Raw genomic sequence first — 25,852 nt, forward strand, 5'->3', positions numbered from 1 at the left:
GAAGCTTTGGCTAAAAGGGCAAGTTTCTAAATGAAATTAATTGACATATTGGTAAACGAAATACGCACCAGTGCCTCGTTTAACTCCAACATTCAGGTAGCACCTTCGGTAGTGCTCTGGACGGACAAATTGCGCCAGTGGGAGTCTGCTTTGCCGTTACTGCAAGCCGCTATGCCGGAGTTATTGGTGCTGGGTGATTATCAGCCAGAGAAGCGCCAAGGCCCTGCGATTTGGCTTAAATGTGTAATTGAAGGCGTGTTGCCTGAGTTTGAGCTTCCTATAGGCAAAACACCTATTCTCTACCTACCAGGTTATGAGCGTCGAGATTTGCGGGCCATTGCAAAATGCCCGGATGAGTTAAAGCCGTTGGCTGAACTGCAATACCGTGGTAGTTGGTGGGTGTATAACACGGCCGGGCGCGATTGGACGGTCAACGCATTCTTGCTTTCAAGCTCCGGCGGAGCTGGCTTGGATGTCGCGTCAGACAAAAGCACTCAGGCAGCACTTTTAAAAGTTTTGCCGGAAATTTTAGAAAGTGAACGCGCTGATTTAGCCAATAAACGCTTGGAAGCGCCTGACTTTAATAAACTGATTTCAAGTGATCCCATTCGTGATTTATTAGCGTGGATGAATGAACCCAAGTCAGCTCGCGAGCGGTGGGATGATAAGCGATGGGAGGCCCTAGTCAGTATTTGGGAAACCGAGTTTCACTTTAACCCCAAAAAAGACGGTGAGTTCACCGCAGCAGAGCTGTTGTGTCGCCGACAAGGGCCTTGGGAAGGCGTGTGGCAGCGTTATGCTGAGACCTGCAATCATTATTCAGAATTACCCGGTTTATTATTAAAAGTTGAGCCAGATTTAGCGGCTGATGGTTCTAGCTATCCGGCACGCAATGCAGCGGAAGAGCAAAAGCTTGAAACCGAACTCAATAAATTGCGTAGTGGTGCTTCCTGCAGCGACGTTCGTAGTGCTCTGCAGCAATTTGAAAAAGAACATAGCGAGCGGCGCAACTGGATTTGGTTTGGTTTAGGCTTATCGCCGTTAGCTGGTGTCATAGAGCACTTGGCTCAAGTTGCCAAACTGACAGAGCTGGCGTTTAACGGCTCCACCGTCGATGAAATGGCAGAGCAGTATAAAGAGCTCTACTGGCAGGCAGACGATCAAGTATTGCGTGCACTTGCTTCTCCATTAAAGAATCAACAGCAAGAATTAATCCAAGAGCTACTTCATATTATTTACAGCCCTTGGTTAGAGGAAGTCACCACTAACTTCCAAAACTTAGTGGCGCGCCATGGCTACGATGGAGAGTTAGTAGCACGAGAATCGACTGCAAAGTACCAAAGCGGCGGCGAAGTTGTGTTTTTTGTGGATGGCTTGCGCTTTGATGTTGCTAAGCGGCTGTGTGCTCGACTCGAGAAGCTTGGCAAGCTGACGCTAAGCCATGATTGGGCAGCTCTACCTTCAGTAACCGCAACCGCGAAAGCGGCGGTAACCCCCGTACAGGACCGTCTAACAGGCCGCACTACCGATAAAGACTTTCAGCCTAGTTTAGTGGAAAGTGAAGCATCGTTTTCATCGCACTATTTGAAAAAATACCTGGCTGAAAAAGGTTGGGTGTACTTAGCCGAAACCGAAACCGGCGACCCGAGCACAAACGCATGGGTACAAAGCGGTGATATCGACAAAGAAGGTCATGTGAAGGGCTTAAAACTCGCCAACAGAATCGACCCACTACTCGATGAGATTGTTGAGCGTGTTGAAGACCTATTCTCTGCGAGTTGGAGACGAATTCGCATTGTGACCGACCATGGCTGGCTACTCACGCCCAGCACGATGGCGAAAGTAGATATTGCTAAATACCTGACTGAAACCCGGTGGGGACGCTGTGCACTTGTGAAAGATAACGTTCAGACCGATCATTTAAAAGTGGGTTGGTACTGGAACAAAGACGTCACCGTGGCCATGGCGCCGGGCATTCGTAACTTTACTGCTGGCAAACACTACGACCACGGCGGGCTGAGCTTGCAAGAATGCTTTACGCCGGTAATCGATCTGATCAACAACCAGCCGGCAACAGCGAAACCAAGTGTGAATGCCACCATTAACGAGATTCGTTGGGTTGGCTTGGTTGGAAAATTAAGCTGCGATGTGGAAGGTGATGGCGTGGTCGCTGTGCTCCGCACCCAACCGGGTAACGCTGAAAGTGAAATAAGCCCACGTAAGCCGCTGAAAGACGGCAAATGTACCTTAATGGTTGATGATGAATTTGAGCAAACATCCGCTGTTGTTGTGTTGCTCGATGAGACTGGCAACGTCATTGCCAAGCAGCCCACTATTGTTGGAGGTGAGGACTAATGGAATTGGATGCATTGGATTTAAAAGCCGCGCAAGCGCTTGAGGGCTATCTTGTGCGCAAAGACCTGGTGCGCACCTTCGCACGGCAATTCCCGGTACCCACCTATGTGGTTGAATTTATGCTTGGACGATACTGCGCGAGTATTGATCCCGATGAAATTAACGAAGGGTTAACTATTGTGCAAAAGCAGCTTGAATCTCGCACCGTGCGCGCTGGAGAAGAAGAGCTGTTTAAAGCAAAAGCATACAAAAACGGGACCGTTAAGCTGATTGATTTGGTAAGTGCGCGTTTTAGCCAAAAAGATAATGGCTACTTAGCGTCATTACCAAGTATTCAACTGAATAAAGTTCGAATCAGTGACTCGATTGTTGATGACAATGAGCGCCTTCTGACGGGGGGCTTTTATGCCGAAATCACGCTTGAATATGACACTTTGATTGCCGAAGAAAAAGGCAATGCCTTTGGGATTCGTGAGCTGCGGCCGATTCAGCTTTCAAAGCGCGATGTATTAGATACGCTCGGCGCAGCACGAGCCAACTTTACTACCGAGGAATGGAAAGACTTCATTTTGCGCGGCATTGGTTTAGAGCCAACGAAATTAGAGGCTCGAACGAAAGATGCGATTTTCCTGCGCATGGTGCCCTTCGTTGAACGCAACTACAACTTAGTTGAGCTCGGCCCACGTGGAACGGGTAAGAGCCATTTGTTCCAGCAAGTATCGCCCTATGCGCACTTAATCTCCGGTGGTAAAGCAACCATTGCCAAAATGTTTGTAAACAATGCTACCGGCGCTCGCGGTTTGGTGTGCCAGTACGATGTGGTGTGCTTCGATGAAATCAGCGGTATTTCGTTTGATTCCAAAGAAGGCATTAACATCATGAAAGGGTACATGGAATCCGGCGAGTTCTCGCGCGGCAAAGAAAGTATTCGTGCCGACGGTTCCATGGTGTTTGTCGGTAACTTCGATGTAGATGTTGAGCACCAACAACGGGTAGGCCATTTGTTTGGACCTTTACCGCAAGAGATGCGCGACGATACCGCATGGATGGATCGGATCCATGCCTATTTGCCGGGCTGGGATATTCCTAAGATGAGCGGTGATTTAGTCACCGACCATTTCGGCTTGGTCAGTGACTTCTTCTCTGAATGCTTAAGCCGAATGCGTTTTCAAAGCCGAGTAAACGTATTACAAAGCCGCGTTCACTTAGGCGGTGCGCTCAGTGGTCGTGATACCAACGCAGTGAATAAAACCGCCTCTGGTTTGCTCAAGCTTATCTATCCAGACCCAAACATGCCGGTAAGCGATGAAGATCTGGAGTGGGCGGTTCGTTTGGCGCTCGAAGTACGTCGGCGAGTGAAAGAGCAACAAAAACGTATTGGGGCGGCAGAATTCAGGAACACACACTTCAGTTACTTCATTGGCGATGATGGGGTTGAAAAGTTTGTCGCCACGCCAGAGTTGCGCTCTGACAATGAAATCGGCGATGACCCGTTAGAGCCAGGCCAAATATGGACCATAAGTGAAGGCGGTCATGACACCGGTGACAACGCGGGGCTGTATCGAATTGAAGTCAATGCTGGCCCAGGTTCCGCAGTGAAGATACTGAATAATCCCGTGCCTGCGCCGTTTAAAGAATCGGTGCGCTATGCCGAGCAAAACCTTTATGCCCGCGGTATGTCATTAGTTGGTGATCGCGACCCGCGTTCACATGAATACTCGATTCAGTTAAGAGCATTTGATGCAGCCAAAAAAGGCGCCAAACTTGGTGTCCCGGTACTCATTGCAATGAGCAGCGCTTTACTTAAAAAACCTGTGAAAGGTGGCTTAATCGTCGTTGGTGAAATTAACCTCGGCGGCTCCATTGAACCTATTCATAACGCAGTAAACATTGCCGAGCTTGCCGTTGAAAAAGGTGCCACCGCATTATTGATGCCTGTGACGGCTCGCAGACAGCTTTATGACCTTTCGGATGATATGGCGACGAAGGTTGATATTCAGTTTTATCAGGATGCTCGCGATGCACTTTTGAAGGCGCTGGTGGAGTAGTTGGGTGGATTAATAAAAGCATGCTGAGTCTTGACGGTTTCAATTGAGCTCAAGGAAGGACATATGGAAAACAAAGATTTTGAACAACTTGCAAATGAGTCGTTAGCTACTTTTAGAGAGATCGCTTCGACCGTGCGGGAAAAGCTCAAGGAGAATAGCGGTAACACAACAGATGTATTTGCGAACAGCAATTCATTTACAGGGGCTGAAGCTCATAAGAATCTTCGGGTTATCAAAAGGGATAGCCGAGAAGCATATGAGCGTCTTCTTCGAGAGCCAGCTATTGCGCGAGTAGTCACCGAAGATCAGAACGGAAATGAATACACATTTTATATAGGCCGTAGATCGACTATTACGCTCCCTTCTGGGACAAAGTTCGCGAGTTATCAGTCTGATGTTGGGCGATTAGCAGCGTTGAGTCCGGGTGAGGAGTTTAAAGTTAGAGGGATTACTCATTACATCAAGGAAATTGATAGTTTTCAGCCGAGGTTTGATGATGACTGGGATTCTGTCGATACGCAGTACCGGAATGATAATGATGACGTTTATACGATAGAATCACTTCGGGCTTTGCTTCCAAGTGACAGTAGCCTAGATGCATGGTTATCTGCGTCGGATAGCGATAACGTTGTTATTAAAGGTGTCAAACATCAAGTTTTGACGTCAATGGAACTGCGTGATAAACCTTTGCTCGATCGGTTTCAAGATGAAATCCATCGCCTACCACTGAATAATCAACTTATTTTACTTGGTCCACCGGGAACGGGAAAAACGACCACTCTTATTAAACGCCTTAGCCAAAAGTTAAACCCTGATGCGCTGACGCCTCAGGAAGAGTCTCTAGTGCAGCGTTCGCACGGAGAAGTCGCACATGAACAGAGCTGGATCATGTTTACGCCTTCGGATTTGCTTAAACATTACCTTAAAGAAGCATTCAGTCGAGAGGGCGTTCCTGCTTCTGATGACAAAGTTAGAACCTGGACAAAATATAGAGATGACCTTGCTCGCAATCAATTTGGAATTCTCCGCAGCGCGAACGGAGGTACCTTCAAGCCAAGTTCAAGTTTTGAGAGTCTAACGCCGAATGTTGTGCAGAAGCCCGAGCAATGGTTCGAAGCCTTTCGAGATTTTCATGCGAATAGAATAAGACAACAGCTGAATGCTGGATTGGAGCAATTATCTAAAGTTTCAAATGAATTCGGAATGGAGCTATTTGAAAAGCTTAAGTCAAAACTCGACAATATCGAAGCCAAATCGCTACTCGCTATTTATCGTGACTTAGCGGCTCTCGAATCAGAATTGTTGTTGCGTTTGGCCGCAGTTAAAGAAGAAACAGACTCTTTATTAAAAAAGGAAGTGAACTTAACCTTTAACAGAAATCAAGCAGTTTTCGATGATTTAAAGGAGTTCCTTTTAAGCATTGAACCCGAGGTAGAAAGTGATGACGATACCTTCGATAACGATGACGACGAACCGGCAGACAATGATGTTACGTTGACTCGGAGAACTGTCGTGAATGAATACATGAAGGCTATCAAGTCACTATCTCGAGTGGCGGCACAAGGGAAAAAGTTGGGCGCAAAGTCTCGCGCGAAGATGATAATTGACTTCTTAGGCGATCAGGTGCCTTCGGAGGAGTCCCGTCGCACTATCGGCCGCTTGATGCTTGTTCAAAATAGTATTCGTCGGTTCACTAACAGCAAAAAAATGTTTGTGACGAATGTTGCCCAAAGTTATAGAGACTTCAGAAAAGCTCTTTTGAAGAACAACTCATTTTATTTTGCAGATAAAGTAGACCATCAAAAAATTACATCAACGGAGCTTGATGCGATTGTCCTATTACTGCTTCGAAATGCGAGAGCTTTGTTGAGCGAGTCATTCGTAGTCAGAGAACTTGATAGTAGCCGTTTTAGTTTCTTACGAGACATCAAAAGTAACTTCAGAAACCAAGTAATGGTGGATGAAGCCACAGACTTTTCAAGCCTTCAATTAAGTTGCATGTACAATTTAACAAGCTTGGAAACTAAGTCATTTTTTGCGTGCGGTGATTTCAATCAGAGAATCACATCGGAAGGAATTAGAAGCAAAAAACAGCTAGATTGGGCAGCAACAGGTATAGGTGAGCGTACGATCAACGTAGTTTATCGTCAGAGTAGAAAGCTTAATGGTTTCGCCAAAGCGCTACTGAAGAGCCAACACGGAGATACAAAAACGGCTGGGGAGCTGCCAGGAGATAGTGTTCATGAGGGTGTCGAGCCGGCCTTAATTGAGACATCGTCTTTAACCGAACGATTAAACTGGGTTGCAGAACGCGTTGTGGAAGTGGAGAGGCAAGTAAAGAAGATGCCTACTACAGCTGTATTAGTCAATGATGAAAATCTGGTTGAGAAGACCGCTAGAGAGCTTACAGAACGGTTGGAAGAGTACAATCTAAAAGCGGTAGCCTGCCACCAAGGCCAATCACTAGGGGAAGGAACAGATGTGCGTGTCTTTGATGTACAGCATATCAAAGGTCTAGAGTTTGAGGCGGTTTTCTTTATGGATGTCGATGACTTAGCAGAGCGTAATCCAGATCTTTTCGACAGATATTTGTACGTTGGAGCAACGCGCGCCGCAACCTATCTTGGCTTAACATGTTGTAATCGTTTGCCAGAGAAACTTGAGCCTGTGCGAGCATTATTCACAGATCAATGGCTGGAGGGGTGAACGTATGCAGGTTCCAACCTACGATCGGCTAATGAATCCTCTTCTCAAAGCTCTCCATCAGCTCGGCGGCTCAGCTTCTGTTGACGAAATGTACGAAGAAGTGATCGAGCAAGAGGGGTATCCAGAGGAAGTAACTTCGGTCCTGCAGAATCCGGAAAATTCAAGCCAGTCGAAAATAGCCTATCGTCTAGCCTGGGCCAGAACTTATCTTAAGAAAGCGGGGTTCTTAGAGAATTCTCGACGTGGCGTATGGGCGCTCACTGAGAAAGGTCGTGAAAACCCAGAAGTGGACCCTACCGAAATCGTTCGCTACGTTCGCGAAATGGACGGATATGTAACTCGTAAAGGTAATCTGGACTCGTCGTCTGAGGATGTAGATTCAACCGATTCTGACGTGCCTGAGGAGGCACAGCCTTGGCGTGAGCAACTTCACCGAATTCTGATTGACGAAATGACACCTGATGCGTTTGAGCGTTTAACGCAACGCATTTTACGGGAATCAGGTTTCATTCATGTGGAGGTAACCGGCCGAACTGGTGACGGTGGTATCGACGGACGTGGCATTGCGCGCATTAACGGTTTAATGAGCTTCCACATCGCTTTCCAATGTAAAAAATATCGCGGCTCAGTCGGAGCAGGTGAAATACGTGATTTTCGTGGCGCCACCGTTGGCCGCTCTGACCGTGGCTTATTCATAACCACAGGCACTTTTACCAAAGGCGCAATCGAAGAAGCCAATCGCGATGGTGTGCCGCCGATTGACCTCATCGACGGTGAGCAACTAGCAGATAAGCTGAAAGAATTGGAGCTTGGTGTCAAAACTGAGCTGGTTGAGAAAGTTACGCTGAAACCGGATTGGTTTTTGTCGTTATGAAATATATGACTTTACCTAGCAAATTGAACTTGCATTAAATAATGGACTTACCATAATGGTAAATGATAAGATTCTCAGCCGATTTCAGGATGATCCTCCAACGAATTGGAATGAGGGAGAGCGGTTGATCAGAACTGAGCCTCTCTATTCTGCCGATGAGATCATTGCTTTGCTCGGCGATAGCGATGTCATAAGACCGCAGACTAAAAAATGTAGGAACGATATACAGGCTCTTGAGCTCGATAATGAAGATCTTGCTGGGCTGATTAGAAACGCAGTGCGTGGAGGCCGCTACCGAAAATCGGTTTGGTGCCGCGTTAGCGCGAAAGCTATTGTCGCCTGTGACGACTATGTCGTTATAGACAAATTTTGGGTTGAGGCAGTAGGCAAAGAAATGGACTGCGAAATGTATTTGAAGTTTGCCATCAATCAGAACGGCAAACTTTTGCTGATGGTGTCGTGCCATCCGTCAACATAGGAGAGGAAACATGAGTAAACATCCAGTGATGTGTGACTTGTGTGGGGAAGGAACCTTAGAAGAAAAGCAAGGGGTGAACACAGTCACCTATAAATCAGTAACGAGAGAACTTAGCACCGATTATTGTGAGTGCGATACGTGTGGCGTAGAGATGACCTTGCCGCAGCAAACACGCGATAATAAACGTCGCATGGTGGCGTTTAAGAAGGAAGTTGATGGTTTACTAACAGGCGCTGAGGTAAAGGCTCTGCGCGAGCGTTTGAGTTTGAAACAAAAAGAGGCTGCTAAAGTTTTTGGTGGCGGTGCGGTTGCATTCTCAAAATATGAGAGTGATGACGTGACGCAATCAGAGGCGATGGATAAATTAATGCGCCTAGCTGATCGCTTTCCTGACGTGTATCAAGAGCTCCGTAGCAAAGTTGGGCTCACTGTATCATCGAATGTTATTCGTCCAGCTATTTGGCATTCATTGGCGAAAGACGCCGCAAATGAAAACAACGTAGATGAGAATTTCATGCAAGTGGCGGAAACTCAGATTGAATATGCAGGCGATAAGCAATTTGGGGTTGTTGGCTGGGAGGATTGCAAAGAATGTTAAGTACAGAGCTCCAGAACGCAATTGCTAATCTGAGAATAAACGACGTTTACTTCGATAAAATTGATGCTGTCGTAACCGATCGCACCTTCAATTTTGATGAACGAGAGTTCGATATCGAACACAAGTTTGGCGTTAAAGAGTTTGAATTGAAAGACGTAAAAAATGAAAAAGTCGTGTGTTTTTCGTTTGAAGCTGGGGTACGTTGGGTGTCCCGGCAAAACAAGATAGAAGGGAGTGAACAGGCCCAGCACGTCATAGCACGAATCGAATGTGTAATCGTCGGTTGTTACTCACTGAAGCAAGAGGTCAGCGAAGAAGGGTTGCGAGAATTTGCCATTAAGAACTGTGGCATCCACGTTTGGCCCTATTGGCGCGAGTTTTTGACTAATCACTGTGACCGTTTACGTTTACCTCGCGTTATGCTGCCGATAACTCAGTTCCAGGGCTCTAAGGTTGATGCGCCTGAAGAAGAGTAAGTTTACGCTTAGCTTTTCAAGTTTCCCCATCACCCGTCATCAAACCCAAGCCCTAACTGTTTATCTCCAGACAGGGCTGACGGCTCTTCCTCGGCCTCGTGTTCTGTTGAGGCTTGTAGCGGCACCGATTTCGAATCCTTTGCAAGTACGTCGTGCAGGTTATCAAAATTCACTTCGTGCGCCCGTAAAGCCTGTCCTTTGATCCCCTCAATTAATTGACTGTTGCCAGCGTAGTTTGGCGTTTTATGCGCTGAAACGAGTAGGGGGGCCCAGCCCTTTTTTAGATCCTCAGTCGCACCTGACCACGTCCCGCCTCTTTCGTCAGAGCGCACGACAACGCATGCTTCAGATAGCATGTATATGAACTTATTGCGGTTCATGGCTGCTACGGGGGTAAATCGCGCTTCGGGTTCACTGATGCTCAATAATGCAAGGTTTCCATCGCGAATGTGCGAGCGCCATTTACCGCTGGTACTAAACTTTAGCAGGTCGCCCGAGAGTATGCCGACTGCAGTGTTTTCGCTCGTTAATGCAGCTAACATCGCGGTTTCATCAACGCCTTGAGCGCCCCCAGAAATCACCTGATAGCCCAATTGGGTAATTTGTGTGACGTAGTTTTCTGTTGCTTTGGTATCTTCGGGTTCAACGCTACGTGAGCCGACAAAACCAACTCCTTTAATGTGAAGGAGCTCCTTATTACCAACGCCAAATAGAACTGCTGGACTTTGGTGTTTCAAATGCTTTTTAAATTGCGGTGGGTATTCTGGCGCTTCGCGATCGAGGATCCAGACACCCGCAGCATTCCACTTTTCGAGTGCAAGTGATAGTGATAAACCGCGTGCGAGCAATTGTTCAATACGTTCAGCACTGATGTTCTCTATAGTTTTTTTAAGGCCGTGTAGCTTAATTGCTTGTTGTGCACGTTCATGAGTTGCTGGCTCGTTCCATTTATCGAGTGCTTGTTCAATCGAGTTTCTATCCAGTAAGTCACCAGGCTTTAACTTCTGCTGCCATAACCAGACGGCAAAGTAAGCGTATTCGTTCACGCTAAAGGGCTTCGCATCATTTTCGTTGCGACCGCCAAAGCGGCAAGTTAACAGTAGTTTTACTTGTGTATTTGCAGAGATCACAGGTCAGCCTTGGTTGAATTCGCGGTACTTGTAAGTGCCATCGGGTAGACTTTGGTGGCGCCTTCACGGCGTAGGAGCGCGCCGACAATGGTCAAAGTCCAACGAGAATCGACTGCATCGTCAATAAGCCACACAGGATTGGCATAACCTTGCGATTCATCGATCGTGAATGCACCGTCTAAATTCTTGCACCTATGAAAGTCATTTTCCATTGTTTTCTGTGGTTCGCGCACCTCATTTACGAGAACTGTATCTTTACATTCGACGCCAAGAGCTTTGGCTAACCGATGGGCAAAGTCTTTAACGAGATTAGGGTGGCGTGGAGATGGCACATAAGTAAGCCAGGTAGGGCGCTTATCGTAAGTCATTGAGTTTATCATCGCGACCATTGGAGCGATGAGTTCATCACTGAAATGGTTAGCTTGCTTGCCTGCTGCAACGAGGTCGCCTAAGGCGCCATCTTTCCATGATGAAAGTGCTAATCCAGGTTCGACTCTATAAGCGCTATTTGAATAAGTTTTGAACCCGTAATTCTCGTAGATTGCTAAAGCGTTAGCTCCTGAGCTAGCAAAGGTTTTTCGTGGTTCAATTGGGATATAGCGTGTTTTTAGATAACTAGTGGCGTCATCTAGATCATCTTGTGAGACGGTGGTATCAAGTCTGAGTGTTGGATCACAACTTTGGCAGTGACCGCATGGTTGGGCATGCGGGTCGTCTAACTCTTTTGCCAAGTATTGCATTAAGCAACCGTCATAGGCGTAATATTCAAGCAGCTTATGCCATTCTGCTTCTTTCAGTTTAATAAGCCTTGCGACTTTTTCTGTCGGATACGTATAGTCATATTGAGTTCTCACGTATGAGTTCTCAATATTAATTATAGGAGGTAGCTCTTCACAGCTAAGGTATTTAATTATCTGTCTGATCTTATTCACTGAAAAGTTCACGTAGGGCTCAATTTCTGAGAGTCTTAGCCCGTCATACTCATCGAGCACCCGCAACAACTCATTGACGTCAGTTTCTTTAGGGATGGCGCTGTGATTGAAAAACTCTTGAATCCGTTGGTCTTCCTTGCCAACCATCAAAATACCTGTGGCATGGTCAATGGCACGCCCGGCACGCCCCACTTGCTGATAATACTCAACGATACTGCCTGGTGCTTGATAATGGATGACAAAGCTAATGTCGGGTTTATCGAATCCCATACCTAATGCAGAAGTTGCGACTAATACCTTGATGTCGTTGTTTAACAGCTGGTTCTCTAGCTCTTCTCGCGAGTTTTGCTGTTCTTTGAGGTTGCTGTGGTACCAGGCAGCTTTAATACCCTTTTTGATAAGATACTGAGCAACAACTTCACTATCCCTAGTGGTCTTCGTATAAATAATCCCTGTGCCTGAAGTTGTTGGTAGGTAGTTGGCCAACCACGCCAGACGCTCTTCTTTGCTTCGTAATTGAAGTGTATGGAGCTCTAATGATTTGCGTGTTAAATCACCTCGCTTCACCTCTATGTCCTGTCCTAATTGAGCTTTGATATCGTCAATTACAAGATCATTGGCTGTAGCAGTTGTTGCTAACACAGGAATGTTGCTCGGGAGGTTTTTCACAATACGTACAATTCGTTGATAATCAGGGCGGAAGTCATGTCCCCAAACCGAAATACAATGAGCTTCATCTACAACCAGTAAATTAATTTTGTTACTGATCTTAGGTAAAATATTTGCAGCAAAATAGCTCTGCCCAAGTTGTTCTGGTGCAATCAAAACAGCATCGGCGATTCCGGAGGTTATCAGTCTCTCATTGTTTTGCTTCTCCTCTTTCTCTAGAGAGGAGTTGTATGTAACGACATAGAGGTCGAGTTTTTCCGCCGATTGAATTTGATTGCGCATCAATGAAATCAAAGGGGATATAATGAGTGTGGTACCTCTTTTTTCTTCTTGTAATAGCTTAGTGGCGATAAAGTAGACTGCGCTTTTCCCCCAGCCGGTTTTTTGAACGACAAGCTCGCGTTTTCGTTTGAGCACTAAACCTTCGATAGCTTCCCATTGGCTATCACGAAAGTGCGCATTAGCAACGCCAGTCATCTTGCGCAGTTGCTCCAGTCCTTTAGAATAAAACCTGGCTAGTCCGTTAGATATCATGGTGACTAATCCTTATGTTGCTCTTGGTTGCCCTTGTGTCCTAATGGCAACCGTCCACCTTGTGCAAGGCATTCTTTAATTGAATTCATCTTCACGTAGTTCTTAGTCTGCTGAAACCATTCACTGCTTTCGTTGTGACAAATCATACTCGAGCTGAACTTAACCTTAGTATCCTTACCATAGTCTTCTGTCGGACCTGGAGGTATCTTACCGCCTGAGTTCATACAGGCGGCGAGTGTTGGAAAAGCTTCAAACCGATAGGTTTTTGCAAAATATTCGCTCGAGGTGTAGTGACAGTAACCCGATCGACTTTTCTTCACCTGTACTTCAGTGTTTGCCGCATTTTGTGTCGCTGCAGGCGCTGTTGCAGCGAGGAGGGTGGATGTGATTAAAAGTATTGATAAATGCATTGGATACCCCCTTAAAATATTCCGAGAACCCAGCCGATAACTGATAAAGGACTAACCGGATTAACAGCCTCATCCATTAATGTTTCAGAAACTGCACTTTCGAGAGCAGCGTTTTCAATTCCTGAATCGATTATTAGATTTGGATCAAATTGAGATGCCACTTCGGAAGTGACAACAAATGCGGTTTCTGGGTCATCGGCGATGGCATCATTAATATAGCTAACACTATCCGTAGCTTTAAGTTGAAGTTCTACAATATCTCCGTTATCGCCGAGCATTTGAACATCTGTACCTGGATGATTTGTTGCGCCAAATAGCTCTGCTGTTATTCCTTGGGATTCTAAGTTGTCAACATACTCCTGCTCAAAAAGGATCCCCTTTATATTACTGACATGTCCTATCAAAGACTCATCATCTAGGGATTCGAAGTAATCGATGATATCGGTACTCGAGGCATTTTCGAATTCCGTATAGCCACGCCGCACAGCATCGAAAACTTCATGTTCATGAATCATGAATTGATACGCTCGTGACTTTGTAATAATTCGATCACGGATGCATGGTTATTTTTTACAGCGTAACTCATAGCATCGCCTTCCTTACCCGTTCGAAGTCGCGTGTCGGCACCGTTTTTGAGTAACAAGGTCACGATGTCAGTAAAGCCTTCCTGAGCCGCAATAATCAAAGGTGTAGCGCCGTTAGGTGTTTTGCTATTAATAGCCGAGCCATGCTTTAGTAAAAGCTCGCAAAGCTCTTTGTTGCCAATAAAAGCCGAATAAAGAAGCGGCGACCAGCCCTTTTCGTTCGAAATATTTACTGCTGCGCCATTTTCGATAAGAGATGCCGCAATCGAATAATGACCTAATGAAAGTGCCAAGTTTAATGCTGTTTCATTATCTGTCGAGCGAGCGTTTGCATCAGCACCGTTTTTCAGCAACGCGTTCGCAATTTCTTGGTCGCCACGTTTGATTACAAGAATAATGAGGTGCTCACCGGCTTTATTAGCGATGTTAGGATTGACGTTATCATTTATGAGGTGCATGGCCGTATCGAGGTAACCATGGTCATAGCTTGAGATTAATGCTGCTTCCGCAAATGTTGCACCAAAGCGCGCACCATTTTCAAGCAAGAGTTTAACGACGTCGGTTCGTTGCTTAAAATACGCACCCGTTACGGCATTCCATCCGTCATCGTTGCAAATATTGACGTTCGCTCCATGTTTAATGAGGAACTCAACAATACTTTTGTATCCTTTTATGGCGGCCCAAATTAGAGGTGTCCACCCTTGCTCATTACGGACATTAATTTCTGCATTGTTTTGCAGCAGTTCTTCGGCTAGGTCGAAATATTCATTTTTAAGCGCTGTGAACAGTGGTGCAGCGTCAGATTCAGGATATTGGTTTGGGTTAGCACCTCGCTTCAAAAGCTGTGAGGCGAGCTCTAAATAACCCTTTCTAATTGCCTCTGCCAACGGCGCACCGTCGCTATCATTTGGATTAAACCGCTTGTCTTTAGCGATTAACTTTGCGGCTTCTTCAAAGCCTCGATTAATAGCGTCAACGAAAAGCTCGGGTAGCTCTTCAGCAATATCATCGTCATCGAAGTCTTCACTTTTGGTTGTCAAAATGCTTTTTAAGGCGACGATATCACCGTTTGACACGATGGTTTGGAGGTCAGTCATAATCTTGTCTATTTTTGGTGATGAAACTCGTTCTACTATACAAAAAAGTAACGGTTGTGTGCAGTAGTTTTAATACAAACGGCTCAATCTAGTTACGCATTCACCGGTGGGAGTCAGATACTTTTGCTTTTTTCTGTCGCAATCAACCAACAAGACACATCATGTTGCATAAGTTTGGTATGTTTGGTGCACACGGCAAATCAGTCGCCGTGTACGTCAAGCCTCAAGGTCAGAGTTAATAAGTGAGATAAAACATGAACCTAACAGGTAATCTGGAGTTAACTTACACAAGTTGCGCTTACAATCCTAATGGTGCAGAGCGTCAATTCAAAGTACAACAAAATGGACGCCATCAAGCACGAACAAATGTCGACCGTTTTGTAACAAATGCTTTTGACGACGCGCTTCGAGTGCTTGATGGCAATCTCGGGGTTGACATCAAAAAAGTAAATTATGCTGGTCAATATACTAAGCCGTTTCTATACGCGAATGGTATCCAAGCGCAGTCAAATCGATCAAGCCTTAAGTTTACGGTCAACGACGGCACGACCCGCGATTTTGCGTTTGTTGTGAATCCTGACGATAGCAAGTTCGTACTCATTCGTTTACCCAAGGTTGGACGTAAAAACGGTCCAGAATACGCGTTCCCAGTAACCGCTGCAGGACTTGCAGAAATGAGTAAATTGATTGACGCGTTGTATGAAGACTAAATTTTCAAATGTGGGTAAAGGCCCATTGAACAGGGCCTTTCTGTTATCAATAAACTAGAAAATATGAAACTGAACTCACCCAACCCGCAACGTACTCCCACCAACGCCACGTAGCACATCAATACGCTTCGAGATCCGCAGTTTCAGTTCGTTCACGTGCGAAATAATACCAATCGTGCGGCCGCTAGCACGCAGGTTGGCGAGCACGTTGATGGCAAGATCGAGTGCTTCGCTGTCGAGGCTGCCGAAGCCCTCGTCAATGAAGAGGGTGTCGATACGAATGCCACCGGAGTAGCTTTGCACCACGTCGGACAAGCCCAGGGCGAGGGCGAGTGCAGCCATAAAGCTCTCACCGCCTGACAAGGTGTTCACTTCGCGCTCTTGCCCCGTGTAGGTGTCGTCGACCATGAGCTCGAGTCCGCCGTGTTGCCGGCGGTCGCCCACGGTTTCGCGGCGCACTAGGCGGTAGCGATTGTTGGTCATCTGCTCTAACCGCACTGAGGCTTCGTGTAACACGTCGTCAAGTAGAATCGCGAGCACGAAGCGGTGCAGGCTCATGCGCAACTGATTGTCACCGCTGAGCGTGCGCGCCAACATGCCAATCACACGGTATTTTTGTTCCAACTGTGTCGATTCTGCAACGCGCTTTTCATACTCCGTAATCATGCTACGCAACTGCTCTTGTTTGGTAAGCATGCTCTGCAGGATATGCTCAATACTGGCGCCGTTTTGTTTCAGTTCGTTGACCTTTGCTTGCAAAACACTCAAGTCTGGTTTTTCTTGGTCGGCGATAGCTTCCTTGTCTTGGGCGATTAATGTTTTTACCTGAAGCAATTGCTGTTTGTGTTCTTCCACTTGTTGCTTGAGCTGCGATTCCACGTCATTCTCAAGCAGCGCTTTGGTAAATGCATCAGCGTCGATAAACTTCGATTCAGCGAGCTTAGCTAGCCACGATTTTTCTGCAGCTTGCAAGCGAGCACGAGCAGTTTCTTCTTCGCTAATACTCGTTTCATGCGCTTTTTTTGCCGCGGCGACTTGGTTATCTGCTGCTGCTTTTTGTTCCGTTGCCAACTTTTGTTGGGTTTGCAATTGTTCTATTTGCTGCTCGGTCGCGTTACGTTGGCTCTCGATCGACTCAGCAGAGAGTGCACGCAATGTTTTATCTGGGTCAAGGGTATCAAGACGCGATTCAAGTGCCTTAATATCGGATTCAACGTTATGTAACTGGGTACCTAACTCAGTGGCCTGCCCCTGGTGCTTCTGCGCTTTTTCATGCAGTTGCTCTAAGCGAGACGTCATCTCGGTCAATGTTTGTTTCTGCTGTGCTTGCTGCTTTTCGAGTGTCGCAAGCTCATCGAGACGCTGTTGCACAGTATCGGCAGAACGTTCCGCTAAGTCACCTAACTCCTGCAACTGCGCTTTAAGTTGTTGCTGTGAACTTGCAAGGGTGGTCTCTGCAGCGTTAATTTTGAGCCGTAACTTTTCGAGTTCGGCAGTCACGTTGGACAGTTTTGCGTCGGCGGCATCGAGTTGCTCTTGGCTCACAAGCTCAGTGTCATGTGTCGCATGGGCCGGAGCTGGGTGCTCGGTACTGCCACAAACTGGGCAGGGCTCGCCTGGACTCAGCTCGTTTGCCAGTGCAATGGCCTGCTCTTGGTGCCAGCGCAAACGCAGTCGTTGATTTGCCGCTTGTGCATCCTTCATGGCTTGCTCCGCAGCAGCTAATGGTGTTTTAGCTTCAACGAGCGCTGCTTCTTCCGACTTGATACGTTGCTGTAAGCTATCGCGCTGCTGCACTTGCTTCAGTTGTGATTGCAATTGCTCACGTTTCGCTTCGGTATTTTGGTGTTGCTGTACAGCCAGATTTAACTTGTTCAGCTCTTCTTTGGTGCCGGTAATGGCATCGGTGGTCTGTTCTAACGCCACTGCGATGGCGGCCATTTTCCCTTGCGCCGTGTCACGTTCTTGCGTTTTGAGTTTGAGCTGCTGCTGCGTGGCACTAACCGTTTGTAAGTCTTCGAGCTGTTTGGCAAAACGGGTCACGTCAATTTTTAACTTATCGATTTGCGCTGGTGTCTGTTCGTGCTTGGCTAACGCTACAACTGCTTGTTGCTGTGCCTGCAACGCTTGCTCAAGCTGCTGTTGCGCTTGGTGTAACGCTTGCTCGCGGGCGCTTAACGCTTCGCGGGACTGACGGAAGTCGAGCCATTCTGGCTGAATACGCTTAGCGGCATCATGCTCACTCAGTTGCTTCTCGGCGGCAGCGATAACTTCGGCTTGTTCATTTAGCCCTTCAAGTTTCCGTTCACTCTGCGCGAGGCTGTGAAAGCGCTTGCTCAACTCCTCCGCTTGAGTGAGTGTTTTTTGTGCTTGTTCTAACTGGGTTCTTAATGCCTCAAGCTCTTGTTTCGTTTGCGCAATGGGCTCCTCGTCTGCTGCTAGCTTTTCTTTTGCCAACGCAACCGATTGGAATCCAGCATTTTCTAATTGGGCTTTGAGTTGATTTTTGAGCTCCTGGTACTGACTGTTGACCTGCTGCGCCCGTTCGCGCACGGCATCTTCAATACGGCGAAATTCTGCGGTATTAAAGAGACTTGCGAGAATGGATTCACGCTCTTCGGATTTGGCGGTCAGTAATTCTCGAAAACGCCCTTGTGGCAATACGACCACCTGGCGGAACTGCGCATCATTTAGACCAATAAGTTCATTCACGCGCTTGGTTACGTCAGTCAATGAGTTTTCTAGAAGTTCGGTTTCCCATTCATCGGGCTCGCCAGTTTGAGTGACGATTTTATAGAGCAGCGCTGTGGGCTTGCGCGAGGTCTCACCACCACCTCGTTTGGCTGCAGTTGTTTGTGCAGGTTTACGGTCGACGCGGTAAACGGCATCACCCAGCGCGAAAATAAACGTCACCTCAGTTTCAAGGGTGCTACTCGCGTGATGACAGCGCATTGATGCACCGCTGCGATCGCCAGTAGAACTGCCATACAAAGCAAAGTTCATGGCATCGAGCAGAGTCGTTTTACCGGCTCCAGTTGGTCCGTTGATCAAAAAGAGTGGATGCTCGCCGAGGTCATCAAAGTTCACCGTTTCGGTGGTTGCGAAAGGGCCGAATGCCGTAATGGCTAGATAGAGCGGTTTCATTTGCAGTTCCTTATGCGTCGTCGGTGGCTTTGTTGAGCTCGTTCAAAATTTCGCTGAGCAGCTGGGTTTGCTCCTCCGACAAATTGTCTTGCGTCATTTCTTTATAGAAGTCGTTGATGACTTCAATCGGTTGTCGTCCGAGTTGTTCTCGGGTGCGTCGAGGCGCTGAGGCATCGCGCTCCAAAGCGACTTTGGTCAGGTCCAAAATGTTAGGGTAAACCACGCGTAACCGAGACAGCGGATCCAGAATCGCTTCTTTGTCGGTGAGTTTGATCTGCAGATAATCATTCGCTGCTGGATCGTCTTTGCCGCGCGCCAACAGTTCATCGAACTTGCCTTCGAGCACACGCACGTCTCGAATGGCGCGCAGCGGCAGCAATTCAGTTGTGACCGATTTATCGTCGGCGATGGTAACCAAGGTGACCGATTTCTTTTGTTTGACTTCCGAGAAGCTGTATTTGAGCGGTGAGCCACTGTACCGGACATGGTCATAGCCGCGGAATTGCGCTTGGTGCAAATGCCCTAAGGCGGTGTAATCAAAGTCTTTAAATAAGTTCGCATCGACACACTCGGCACCGCCAATGCTAAGCGGGCGTTCTGACTCGCTGGTATTGGCGCCAGCAATAAAGCTATGGCTCACGACCACGTGCGCTGCACTGGTATCGAAGTTTTCTGCAATATGCGCTTTGAGCACTCCGGTGACATGCTCTTGTGCAGTTTGGTGGTCGGTGGTTTTGACCTTAAAGTAGTCGTTGACGTTTTCTGGGTCGCAATAGGGTATCCCCCAGATGTTTACCTGGCCGAAGCTAGCTTGCAGTTGCACTGGTTGCAGTAGTTGGCTGAATGAAGTGAAAAGATGCAAGCCGGAATGCTTGAGTAATTCTGAACCAAAGCCAAGACGCTGCGCACCGTCGTGATTGCCCGAAATCATCACAACCGGAGTATTAAGTTCGCGGATGAGGCGAGTCAGTGTGCGGTCGAGCAGGCCAACAGCTTCAGCGGACGGCAAAGCCCGATCGTAAATATCACCAGCAACAATGACTGCATCAACGTTGTGCTCTTTTGCGTAGTCGATGATCTGTTTGAGAACATGCGCCTGATCATCCAACAATGATTGCTGATTAAAAATGCGGCCTAAATGCCAATCTGATGTGTGTAATAGCTTCATGATGGATTTCTCTTTTCTTCTTCGTCAAATGACACAAAGGTCTTATCTGTTGGCGGTGGCACGGTTAAAAACTCGGCGTCATCAATCGCGGCAGCGCGTTTAATATCTCGATAAAACATGCGACGGAAAGGTACTGGACCGAGCACTTTTAGATAAGGCGAGCGCGCAATCAGCCAATTCACTAGATTCTGGTTGTATGGCACCTCAACTTGCAGCCAAAAAATAGTGCTGTGACCTTCAATCGGGCGAATGACCTGATTTTTACCAAGATGCGCATCTTGAATTTCACGCCGCACCGAATCAAATATTTGCATCTCAAGAACGAAATCATCCCCGATGGTCATGTTAAAGCGCTTGCTTTCATCGGCTAAATTAAACTCGGCGACGACCTGGGTATCGGTGAGCACAGCGCGCGCAGCAAGAATTCGTGAAATCGGTAAAAAGACTGTGTAGTCACGATCGTCGGGATGCTTCTTCAAATAGCGAAAGGCGAGGTAAGGCACACGTCCGCGATAGATGATCCCCAGCGCGTTGCCGCGTCGTGCAGTCGGTGTGTCGCCCTGATGGTGCACATAATCGACGTCGATCAGTTCGCGTTTGAACACTGCACTCAACAAACGTTCGAACAGCCGCGCATCAATGTCGGGTGCTTGCAACTGATGGTCCGAAGGTGCGTACTCCACTGATCGATTCCAGTTGGCGATCAAACTATGGTTTTCCGTGTTGTACTCCAACACTTGATGTGCAAACTCAAAGAGCGGTTTGAGCTTGTTCATTAGTTGCGGATGTCGAATACCCTCTAGGTGTCGCTCAGCAATAAGTGTTGCTAAGGCTGCAGCTTCGTTAAAGTCAGGACCTTTATTTTTCTTGGTTGACGGATCTAAGGTTGGTGCTGTGTGTGTCCACAACTGCGGGCTCCGATGCTTAGGTTTACCGTGTTTGCGAATACCACTTTTGCCAACCGAGTCGATTAAGTCTCGCTGCACCGTGCGCTCATTTACGTCAATACCGTAATCTTCTTTGAGCTTCTGAGCGAGTTCTTGCGCAGACATAGGTTTTACATCTAGGAGTGTTTTGATTCGCTCAATGCGCGCTAGAATAGATGCTTTCTTAGCCATGGGCTTGTTCCTCGTGTAGCTCTTCCGCTCGTTGCACGGCACTGTTTAAGCGCAGCCAACGGCGAAATGCTTCGAAGTTGTGTTCAGCTTGCTGCTGTAGCTGTTCAAAATGAGCCAGTTCCTGCTCTTGTCGCGCTACGCTGTCCTCAAGTTTCTCTAGCGTATTTTCTAGCCCTAGATCAGCGAGGTTATAGCGGCGGATCGTCGCTTCGACGGCGCTTTCTAACCTAGCAACCTTTGCTTCGGTAGCCTGACATTCACGATGAATCTCAACGACAAGTGGTTGTTGCTCACGGGTATTAAAAGCGGCTAGAGCCTGCTGTTTTAGCTCGGTAAGCATGTTTTGTAGTTGCGCAATCTCTTGCCGCTGTTGTAGCGCTTCGCAAATATCGGCTCGAAGGGTTTGGCTATGCCAAAGTCCAGTTGCTGCGCTATCCGTTGCACTTTGTGCCTTGAACGCGTGACGACGCAGCTGCTCCAACGAGCGGTAGCGCCGGAAAAAGCCAATCGAATCGTTATCGACGTCTAGATTTAAATCTTTAATCAATTGCGCTGCCGCGTCGCGGTTTTCGCGCAGCTGTTCAAGCTTGCCATGCTTGTTTTGCACTCGGCCGTGATTCAGGCGCCATTCGCAATACTCATCTAGCGCGGCGCTATCGTGGTTGACAATCGCTTCGCGTGACCAGTCAGTAATTGGTTGGCTATCGTCGGGAACGCACAGCCACAGTCGGGAGCCGCTCGCTGAACGTTCCACCAAGTAGATGTCACTGCCGTCGGCAAACCATAATTGCACGTGCTCTAAGGGCAGGGCATCTTTAACGCGCATCACCCAAGTCAGAGCACGCACGACAAGATGACCATCCACAGTCTCTTTTCCACCGACGAAATCGAGGTGCGCGGGTGGCACCTGAGGGCTATGTTGAATGATGAAATAGCGCGGTTGCATGTTCGGCGTCCTTGTAAATTTTTTCTCATCCTAACTGAGTTGATCGACATGACGTGTCGCACAAGTTGTGTACGTTAATTGCTAACGGCATTTAGATGAAAAGTTACCAAGGAGGTCATGCCATGCAATTAAACATACAAGATAAACGACAAGGGTGCTACTGGGGGCAATGCGTTGGCGACGCGCTAGGTAGCATGGTCGAATTTAAAACCAAGGATGCGATTGCCGAAATTTATCCGCAAGGCATTCGCGAGCTCGCTGCAAGCCCCGTGTTTCCGACCGCTCAGTGCGGACAATTGACCGACGACACTGAAATGGCGATTGCGTTGTTGGCATCCATGCACACCGGCGAAGGCGAGTTCGTTGGCTACGATCCAGACAGTGCCATGGCTAATTATCGTGACTGGTACGACAGCCACCCCATTGATTGCGGCATGACGATATCAAGCGCTATTCGTGGTTACCATAACACTTCCAGTGAGGCCAACGGCGCACTGATGCGTGCGTGCGGTCTTGCGGTCATGTGTGATTTAACCGATGAAGCAACCGCTGCCGAATGGGCGCGCCAAGATGCCGAACTAACGCACCCAAACATAGTGTGTCTGCAAGCCAATCAGCTGTTTGTCATGCTGATCCGTCATCTGTTGGTAAATCAGCAAGCTTTATCTGGCGAAGATCTACATCGTAAAGCACAGCGTTTGGTTGCAGATTACCAACTCGACAGTATTAGCGATCTCGTAGTTCAAGCCCGCCACACAACTATTGCTGATTTCTATACCAACATGGGCTGGGTGCGGATCGCGCTGCACAACGCGCTTTATCACCTCTTTAACGAAACGCCATGGCAACAAGCCGTGCATACCACAGTGCTGCAGGGCGGCGATACGGACACCAATGCTGCCATTGTCGGCGCGCTGCTTGGTGCCCGCGACGGCGTCGCCGCTATTCCTGAGACTTGGTTGCATGCGGTGCAAAATGCCAAGCCTAGTAGGCGTCCAGAGTGGCTGCATGCCGCATCTGGTGCGCGCTTTTTAGATTAGTTTTGGCGGTCTGATGCCGACAGAGGAGAACGACAATGGAACTTGGCGAATTAATTAAGCAATTCTCGATTGCTGCAGTCATGCTGTGGATCGCATTTAAAATTCTTAAATGGGTGTTCATCTTTCTGTGGGCCATCATCCAAATTAACTGGTACATGTTTACCTATCACCCGATTTGGTCGTTGATCTGCTTCGGCTTTTTCTTCACCCCAGGGCATCCAATTCTGAGCTACCTCGCCGGACAAGCCGCTCTATTGCTCGCCTGGGGCTATAAAATGGACAAGCCCGGCATGCTCAAAGCCATGGGCTTCGGCGCCATTTTGGGACTGTTTCTAGCCAAACGGAACAGCGACAACCTGCGCATTAAGGATTGAAATAATGACAAAACGTTTAGTGATCACGCTTTCAGAAGAAGCAACAGCTAAATGGTTGGCGCTCGCCGCTGCGCGCACCAAAGCCGAAGTTGATGAGGATTGCGAGCCTTCGGGCTCGTCTTTACTGGTCGATATCCATCCTCTGTTCTCGGACTGCAGCTACTACCGCGAGGGCGAGCTGACCGAGCTCGGCGAGGTGGATGCGGTTCTAACTGAAGGGGAGTACTTAGATTTCGTGGTGGAACGTAATTAAGTGTATAAAATATGTTTTTAATTTGGTTTCTAGATGTTTTAAAGTTTGTAGATATCTCTACAAAGAAAAATAGGAATACTAATGGCAACGTACACCTTTCCAGAATCACTCGAGCAGCTTTTGGCAAATCGTGAGTATGATTTCGCTGATTTTATGACGTTCACGAGTGGATATTTTAAAGGGAAATCGATATTGGATTCCGCAAATCTGGCTGCGGATTTTCTCGAACAACTTCAACAAAAAATGCTTGCCCTAGGTGACGAATACAGACTCACAGTTTCTAAAATTCAACGAAAAGGGCCCGAGAATCCAGAGAGCCATGATGAGATTAAGAATGGGTGGAAAGGTAATTGCTGGTATGTTGCCTTTGCAAAATTATCGACCAACAAGCCCAGCAAGTATTCTAAAGACTATTTCTTGCTAAACGTCAGCATCACCCCCTCAGACGTCAATCTCGAGTTCCGCGTCCCGCACCATTACCCGCACTACGATGATAAGCAAGACCCAGAAAAAGCAAAGGTTGAGCCCAAGTACCAGTTGGAGATGCAGCGGGTTCCTCTTAACGGGATAAACAAAAGACTTCAGTTGAGTCGCGATAAACTTCTCGATCTCATAAGCTCCATCGTAGTTGACTACCTTCTCAATTGCGTTGAAGACGTCAAGAACGATAAGCGCATTGGGCGCGGCCAGTCGTCCGCAGAGTATTTTGTTATCGATGACTTAATGCATTTATTCGACGACAACTACGAACTTCTCCATGGTCATCGCTTCCCAATGCGAGAAGAGGGGACGCCGCTTGAACTCGATATTCTGGCAAAACCTAAGCATGAAAATGTGCGTAAGTTCGCTATCGAAATACAAGGTGTGCATCATTATCAAGATGTACATGGCAAGGGCAACCTCCCACGGCGCAAAGAGCTTGATCGCGTTAAACGTGATTGGTGCACAGAGCAAAATATTTTGCTAATTGCGCTCAAGTGGCAAACCTGGAGCGATAGGCTTTACGTGAACGATGCTAGGAGACGGCGCGGACGAATGCTGATATTCATCACTAACTGCCTTAAAAACAAAGGTTTTTATTTGCATATTGATGAAAATAACATTGCTAAATTTGCAAACGGGTCCGACAAATAGCGTGACTTATTATGTCGCGCAAGATTGATACGATGTTTGCGTTTTAAATCAATACATTTCAGCTTTAATCGTTCAAGGAGTTTGCCCTATGTATCCACTTGCGTCACTGTTTCAACGCCACATTGCCAGCGGCCTCGCGCAAACCTATCCCAATTTGCGGGACGCCGCTGCTTTCATTTGTGAATCCCATCTTGATCCAGAAAACTATGCAATGCCGTTGCTCGACAGCTCTAGCGCGCAGATCCGCGAGCTATTAGCGCAAGGTGACTATTCGTCAATTAACGACAAACTTTCGTTTGAGCCGACGCAGACGATGCGCGGAGTCATTCGAGTGATGGTTCGTACGCACTTGAACCGGCAAGCGGTGGGCTACGTTAGTCGCGGTGCGGCCCATAAAACCGTAGCAAAGCGCGTATTAGCGCCTTTCGAAGGCGACTTTGATTATGCGCAGATGATTGACCATGATTACTTTGCAGAATGCTGGCAACGCGCCGTCGCTGCCAATCCGCAAGAATACGATGACGTTGATCGCATCGCGATCAACGGCTTGAAAAAACTGCGCGGGGGACAACGCGTCAAAGCTGGCGTCGCCAAACACTTTCTCGGTCATGACAATTGGGCAAAGGTTCTCACAGGTATTTATAGTGCTTTGCTTTACTTACATAAGCATTACGATTCTAACGCTGAGGCCTTATGGGCTGACATGAACGCTTGCGTCAACGATGCGCAAGCGGCGCAACGCCTTGTGCGCCAAGTCGAGTCCGGCATTCATCAATACGGACCAGCACTTGCTGGGAGCTTCCTCGCAGATTTAGGTCATACGGGTTTTGTGAAGCCTGACACACATGTGATCAGCGGTGTAGCAGCCATGCTAGGCAAAGACACTGTCTCGCAAGAAGATGCCGTGCACTTTGTTTACGAGCTTGCCGAGAAATACTCGGTAGCACCGCGGGCGATCGATAAGATTTTTTATATCGGCTGTTCAGGTAAGCTTTATCTCTACGACTTAACCATCAAGCATCCCAAACGCTTTAAGAACGAGTTTCTCAAGCAATTACGACAACTGTAAGGACA

The 25,852-nt window shown here is 47.5% G+C and carries 22 protein-coding genes; 13 read left to right on the plus strand and 9 right to left on the minus strand.

Annotated elements, in window-relative coordinates; all coding sequences use genetic code 11:
* Positions 1-30 precede the first annotated feature (30 nt).
* From pglZ to ACJ8W9_RS01965, 7 genes are all read left to right on the plus strand, one after another.
* On the plus strand, positions 31-2,355 hold the full coding sequence (pglZ, locus tag ACJ8W9_RS01935) for a BREX-1 system phosphatase PglZ type B (protein ID WP_411360125.1): 2,325 nt from the start codon (positions 31-33) through the stop codon (positions 2,353-2,355).
* Positions 2,355-4,403, plus strand: a complete 2,049-nt coding sequence (gene brxL / locus ACJ8W9_RS01940) for a BREX system Lon protease-like protein BrxL (protein WP_411360127.1) — start codon at positions 2,355-2,357, stop codon at positions 4,401-4,403. The genes pglZ and brxL overlap by 1 nt, the downstream gene beginning before the upstream one ends.
* 63 nt (positions 4,404-4,466) lie before the next feature.
* The gene (locus tag ACJ8W9_RS01945) at positions 4,467-7,109 is read left to right on the plus strand and encodes an ATP-binding domain-containing protein (protein WP_411360129.1); all 2,643 of its coding nucleotides are present in this window, start codon (positions 4,467-4,469) and stop codon (positions 7,107-7,109) included.
* Positions 7,110-7,113: 4 nt separating this feature from the next.
* Positions 7,114-7,983: a restriction endonuclease gene (locus ACJ8W9_RS01950; RefSeq protein ID WP_411360131.1), complete on the plus strand. Its 870-nt coding sequence runs from the start codon at positions 7,114-7,116 to the stop codon at positions 7,981-7,983.
* A gap of 55 nt (positions 7,984-8,038) precedes the next feature.
* Positions 8,039-8,461, plus strand: coding sequence for a hypothetical protein (locus ACJ8W9_RS01955; protein WP_411360133.1), 423 nt, complete (start codon positions 8,039-8,041; stop codon positions 8,459-8,461).
* Between the two features lie 10 nt (positions 8,462-8,471).
* Positions 8,472-9,059, plus strand: a complete 588-nt coding sequence (locus ACJ8W9_RS01960; RefSeq protein WP_411360134.1) for a type II toxin-antitoxin system MqsA family antitoxin — start codon at positions 8,472-8,474, stop codon at positions 9,057-9,059.
* Entirely contained in the window at positions 9,053-9,535 is a 483-nt protein-coding gene (locus tag ACJ8W9_RS01965; protein ID WP_411360136.1) for a hypothetical protein, read from the plus strand. Before ACJ8W9_RS01960 ends, ACJ8W9_RS01965 begins: the two co-directional genes overlap by 7 nt.
* Positions 9,536-9,564: 29 nt before the next feature.
* On the opposite strand, the gene ACJ8W9_RS01970 is transcribed toward ACJ8W9_RS01965, so the two are convergent.
* From ACJ8W9_RS01970 to ACJ8W9_RS01990, 5 genes are read right to left on the minus strand one after another with little or no spacing between them, the layout of a single operon-like run.
* A complete protein-coding gene (locus ACJ8W9_RS01970; RefSeq protein WP_411360138.1) occupies positions 9,565-10,665 on the minus strand; it encodes a DNA-processing protein DprA in 1,101 nt (366 codons plus the stop codon).
* Complete coding sequence (locus ACJ8W9_RS01975; RefSeq protein ID WP_411360140.1) at positions 10,662-12,800, minus strand: RecQ family ATP-dependent DNA helicase; 2,139 nt, start codon at positions 12,798-12,800, stop codon at positions 10,662-10,664. The genes ACJ8W9_RS01970 and ACJ8W9_RS01975 overlap by 4 nt, the downstream gene beginning before the upstream one ends.
* Positions 12,801-12,805: 5 nt before the next feature.
* A complete protein-coding gene (locus tag ACJ8W9_RS01980; protein WP_411360142.1) occupies positions 12,806-13,210 on the minus strand; it encodes a hypothetical protein in 405 nt (134 codons plus the stop codon).
* A gap of 11 nt (positions 13,211-13,221) precedes the next feature.
* A complete protein-coding gene (locus tag ACJ8W9_RS01985) occupies positions 13,222-13,725 on the minus strand; it encodes a hypothetical protein (RefSeq protein ID WP_411360144.1) in 504 nt (167 codons plus the stop codon).
* Complete coding sequence (locus tag ACJ8W9_RS01990) at positions 13,722-14,891, minus strand: ankyrin repeat domain-containing protein (RefSeq protein WP_411360146.1); 1,170 nt, start codon at positions 14,889-14,891, stop codon at positions 13,722-13,724. Before ACJ8W9_RS01990 ends, ACJ8W9_RS01985 begins: the two co-directional genes overlap by 4 nt.
* Positions 14,892-15,145: 254 nt before the next feature.
* On the opposite strand from ACJ8W9_RS01990, the gene ACJ8W9_RS01995 reads away from it, so the two are divergent.
* Positions 15,146-15,601 (plus strand): hypothetical protein, encoded by a 456-nt coding sequence (locus ACJ8W9_RS01995; RefSeq protein WP_411360147.1) that lies wholly within the window; start codon positions 15,146-15,148, stop codon positions 15,599-15,601.
* Positions 15,602-15,676: 75 nt separating this feature from the next.
* Here the strand turns inward: ACJ8W9_RS01995 and ACJ8W9_RS02000 are convergent, their stop codons facing one another.
* From ACJ8W9_RS02000 to ACJ8W9_RS02015, 4 genes are read right to left on the minus strand one after another with little or no spacing between them, the layout of a single operon-like run.
* On the minus strand, positions 15,677-18,745 hold the full coding sequence (locus ACJ8W9_RS02000) for an AAA family ATPase (RefSeq protein WP_411360149.1): 3,069 nt from the start codon (positions 18,743-18,745) through the stop codon (positions 15,677-15,679).
* A gap of 10 nt (positions 18,746-18,755) precedes the next feature.
* Positions 18,756-19,913 (minus strand): exonuclease SbcCD subunit D, encoded by a 1,158-nt coding sequence (locus ACJ8W9_RS02005; RefSeq protein WP_411360151.1) that lies wholly within the window; start codon positions 19,911-19,913, stop codon positions 18,756-18,758.
* Positions 19,910-21,031 carry a helix-turn-helix transcriptional regulator gene (locus ACJ8W9_RS02010; RefSeq protein WP_411358244.1) on the minus strand — a complete coding sequence of 374 codons (1,122 nt, stop codon included), beginning with the start codon at positions 21,029-21,031 and terminating at the stop codon, positions 19,910-19,912. The genes ACJ8W9_RS02005 and ACJ8W9_RS02010 overlap by 4 nt, the downstream gene beginning before the upstream one ends.
* Positions 21,024-21,977, minus strand: a complete 954-nt coding sequence (locus tag ACJ8W9_RS02015) for a hypothetical protein (RefSeq protein WP_411360153.1) — start codon at positions 21,975-21,977, stop codon at positions 21,024-21,026. The genes ACJ8W9_RS02010 and ACJ8W9_RS02015 overlap by 8 nt, the downstream gene beginning before the upstream one ends.
* A gap of 122 nt (positions 21,978-22,099) precedes the next feature.
* On the opposite strand from ACJ8W9_RS02015, the gene ACJ8W9_RS02020 reads away from it, so the two are divergent.
* From ACJ8W9_RS02020 to ACJ8W9_RS02040, 5 genes are all read left to right on the plus strand, one after another.
* Entirely contained in the window at positions 22,100-23,017 is a 918-nt protein-coding gene (locus ACJ8W9_RS02020; protein ID WP_411358246.1) for an ADP-ribosylglycohydrolase family protein, read from the plus strand.
* A 35-nt stretch (positions 23,018-23,052) separates the two neighbouring features.
* Entirely contained in the window at positions 23,053-23,391 is a 339-nt protein-coding gene (locus ACJ8W9_RS02025; RefSeq protein WP_411358247.1) for a hypothetical protein, read from the plus strand.
* Positions 23,392-23,395: 4 nt separating this feature from the next.
* Positions 23,396-23,644 carry a hypothetical protein gene (locus ACJ8W9_RS02030; RefSeq protein ID WP_411358248.1) on the plus strand — a complete coding sequence of 83 codons (249 nt, stop codon included), beginning with the start codon at positions 23,396-23,398 and terminating at the stop codon, positions 23,642-23,644.
* An 81-nt stretch (positions 23,645-23,725) separates the two neighbouring features.
* The gene (locus ACJ8W9_RS02035; RefSeq protein ID WP_411358249.1) at positions 23,726-24,778 is read left to right on the plus strand and encodes a hypothetical protein; all 1,053 of its coding nucleotides are present in this window, start codon (positions 23,726-23,728) and stop codon (positions 24,776-24,778) included.
* 88 nt (positions 24,779-24,866) lie between these two features.
* Complete coding sequence (locus ACJ8W9_RS02040; protein ID WP_411358250.1) at positions 24,867-25,847, plus strand: hypothetical protein; 981 nt, start codon at positions 24,867-24,869, stop codon at positions 25,845-25,847.
* The last annotated feature ends 5 nt before the right edge of the window (positions 25,848-25,852 follow it).

The sequence above is a fragment of the Pseudidiomarina salilacus genome, assembly GCF_047323925.1.
Classification (GTDB): domain Bacteria; phylum Pseudomonadota; class Gammaproteobacteria; order Enterobacterales; family Alteromonadaceae; genus Pseudidiomarina; species Pseudidiomarina salilacus.

What these genes read in the sequence shown, in the direction of transcription:
- ACJ8W9_RS02040 (WP_411358250.1), top strand. Translation starts at nt 24,867, where the DNA reads ATGTATCCACTTGCGTCACTGTTTCAACGCCACATTGCCAGCGGCCTC.
- brxL (WP_411360127.1), top strand. Translation starts at nt 2,355, where the DNA reads ATGGAATTGGATGCATTGGATTTAAAAGCCGCGCAAGCGCTTGAGGGC.
- pglZ (WP_411360125.1), top strand. Translation starts at nt 31, where the DNA reads ATGAAATTAATTGACATATTGGTAAACGAAATACGCACCAGTGCCTCG.
- ACJ8W9_RS01980 (WP_411360142.1), bottom strand. Translation starts at nt 13,210, where the DNA reads ATGCATTTATCAATACTTTTAATCACATCCACCCTCCTCGCTGCAACA.
- ACJ8W9_RS01945 (WP_411360129.1), top strand. Translation starts at nt 4,467, where the DNA reads ATGGAAAACAAAGATTTTGAACAACTTGCAAATGAGTCGTTAGCTACT.
- ACJ8W9_RS01985 (WP_411360144.1), bottom strand. Translation starts at nt 13,725, where the DNA reads ATGATTCATGAACATGAAGTTTTCGATGCTGTGCGGCGTGGCTATACG.
- ACJ8W9_RS01975 (WP_411360140.1), bottom strand. Translation starts at nt 12,800, where the DNA reads ATGATATCTAACGGACTAGCCAGGTTTTATTCTAAAGGACTGGAGCAA.
- ACJ8W9_RS02020 (WP_411358246.1), top strand. Translation starts at nt 22,100, where the DNA reads ATGCAATTAAACATACAAGATAAACGACAAGGGTGCTACTGGGGGCAA.
- ACJ8W9_RS02030 (WP_411358248.1), top strand. Translation starts at nt 23,396, where the DNA reads ATGACAAAACGTTTAGTGATCACGCTTTCAGAAGAAGCAACAGCTAAA.
- ACJ8W9_RS02035 (WP_411358249.1), top strand. Translation starts at nt 23,726, where the DNA reads ATGGCAACGTACACCTTTCCAGAATCACTCGAGCAGCTTTTGGCAAAT.
- ACJ8W9_RS01990 (WP_411360146.1), bottom strand. Translation starts at nt 14,891, where the DNA reads ATGACTGACCTCCAAACCATCGTGTCAAACGGTGATATCGTCGCCTTA.
- ACJ8W9_RS02005 (WP_411360151.1), bottom strand. Translation starts at nt 19,913, where the DNA reads ATGAAGCTATTACACACATCAGATTGGCATTTAGGCCGCATTTTTAAT.
- ACJ8W9_RS01995 (WP_411360147.1), top strand. Translation starts at nt 15,146, where the DNA reads ATGAACCTAACAGGTAATCTGGAGTTAACTTACACAAGTTGCGCTTAC.
- ACJ8W9_RS02010 (WP_411358244.1), bottom strand. Translation starts at nt 21,031, where the DNA reads ATGGCTAAGAAAGCATCTATTCTAGCGCGCATTGAGCGAATCAAAACA.
- ACJ8W9_RS02015 (WP_411360153.1), bottom strand. Translation starts at nt 21,977, where the DNA reads ATGCAACCGCGCTATTTCATCATTCAACATAGCCCTCAGGTGCCACCC.
- ACJ8W9_RS02025 (WP_411358247.1), top strand. Translation starts at nt 23,053, where the DNA reads ATGGAACTTGGCGAATTAATTAAGCAATTCTCGATTGCTGCAGTCATG.
- ACJ8W9_RS01955 (WP_411360133.1), top strand. Translation starts at nt 8,039, where the DNA reads ATGGTAAATGATAAGATTCTCAGCCGATTTCAGGATGATCCTCCAACG.
- ACJ8W9_RS01950 (WP_411360131.1), top strand. Translation starts at nt 7,114, where the DNA reads ATGCAGGTTCCAACCTACGATCGGCTAATGAATCCTCTTCTCAAAGCT.
- ACJ8W9_RS01965 (WP_411360136.1), top strand. Translation starts at nt 9,053, where the DNA reads ATGTTAAGTACAGAGCTCCAGAACGCAATTGCTAATCTGAGAATAAAC.
- ACJ8W9_RS01960 (WP_411360134.1), top strand. Translation starts at nt 8,472, where the DNA reads ATGAGTAAACATCCAGTGATGTGTGACTTGTGTGGGGAAGGAACCTTA.
- ACJ8W9_RS02000 (WP_411360149.1), bottom strand. Translation starts at nt 18,745, where the DNA reads ATGAAACCGCTCTATCTAGCCATTACGGCATTCGGCCCTTTCGCAACC.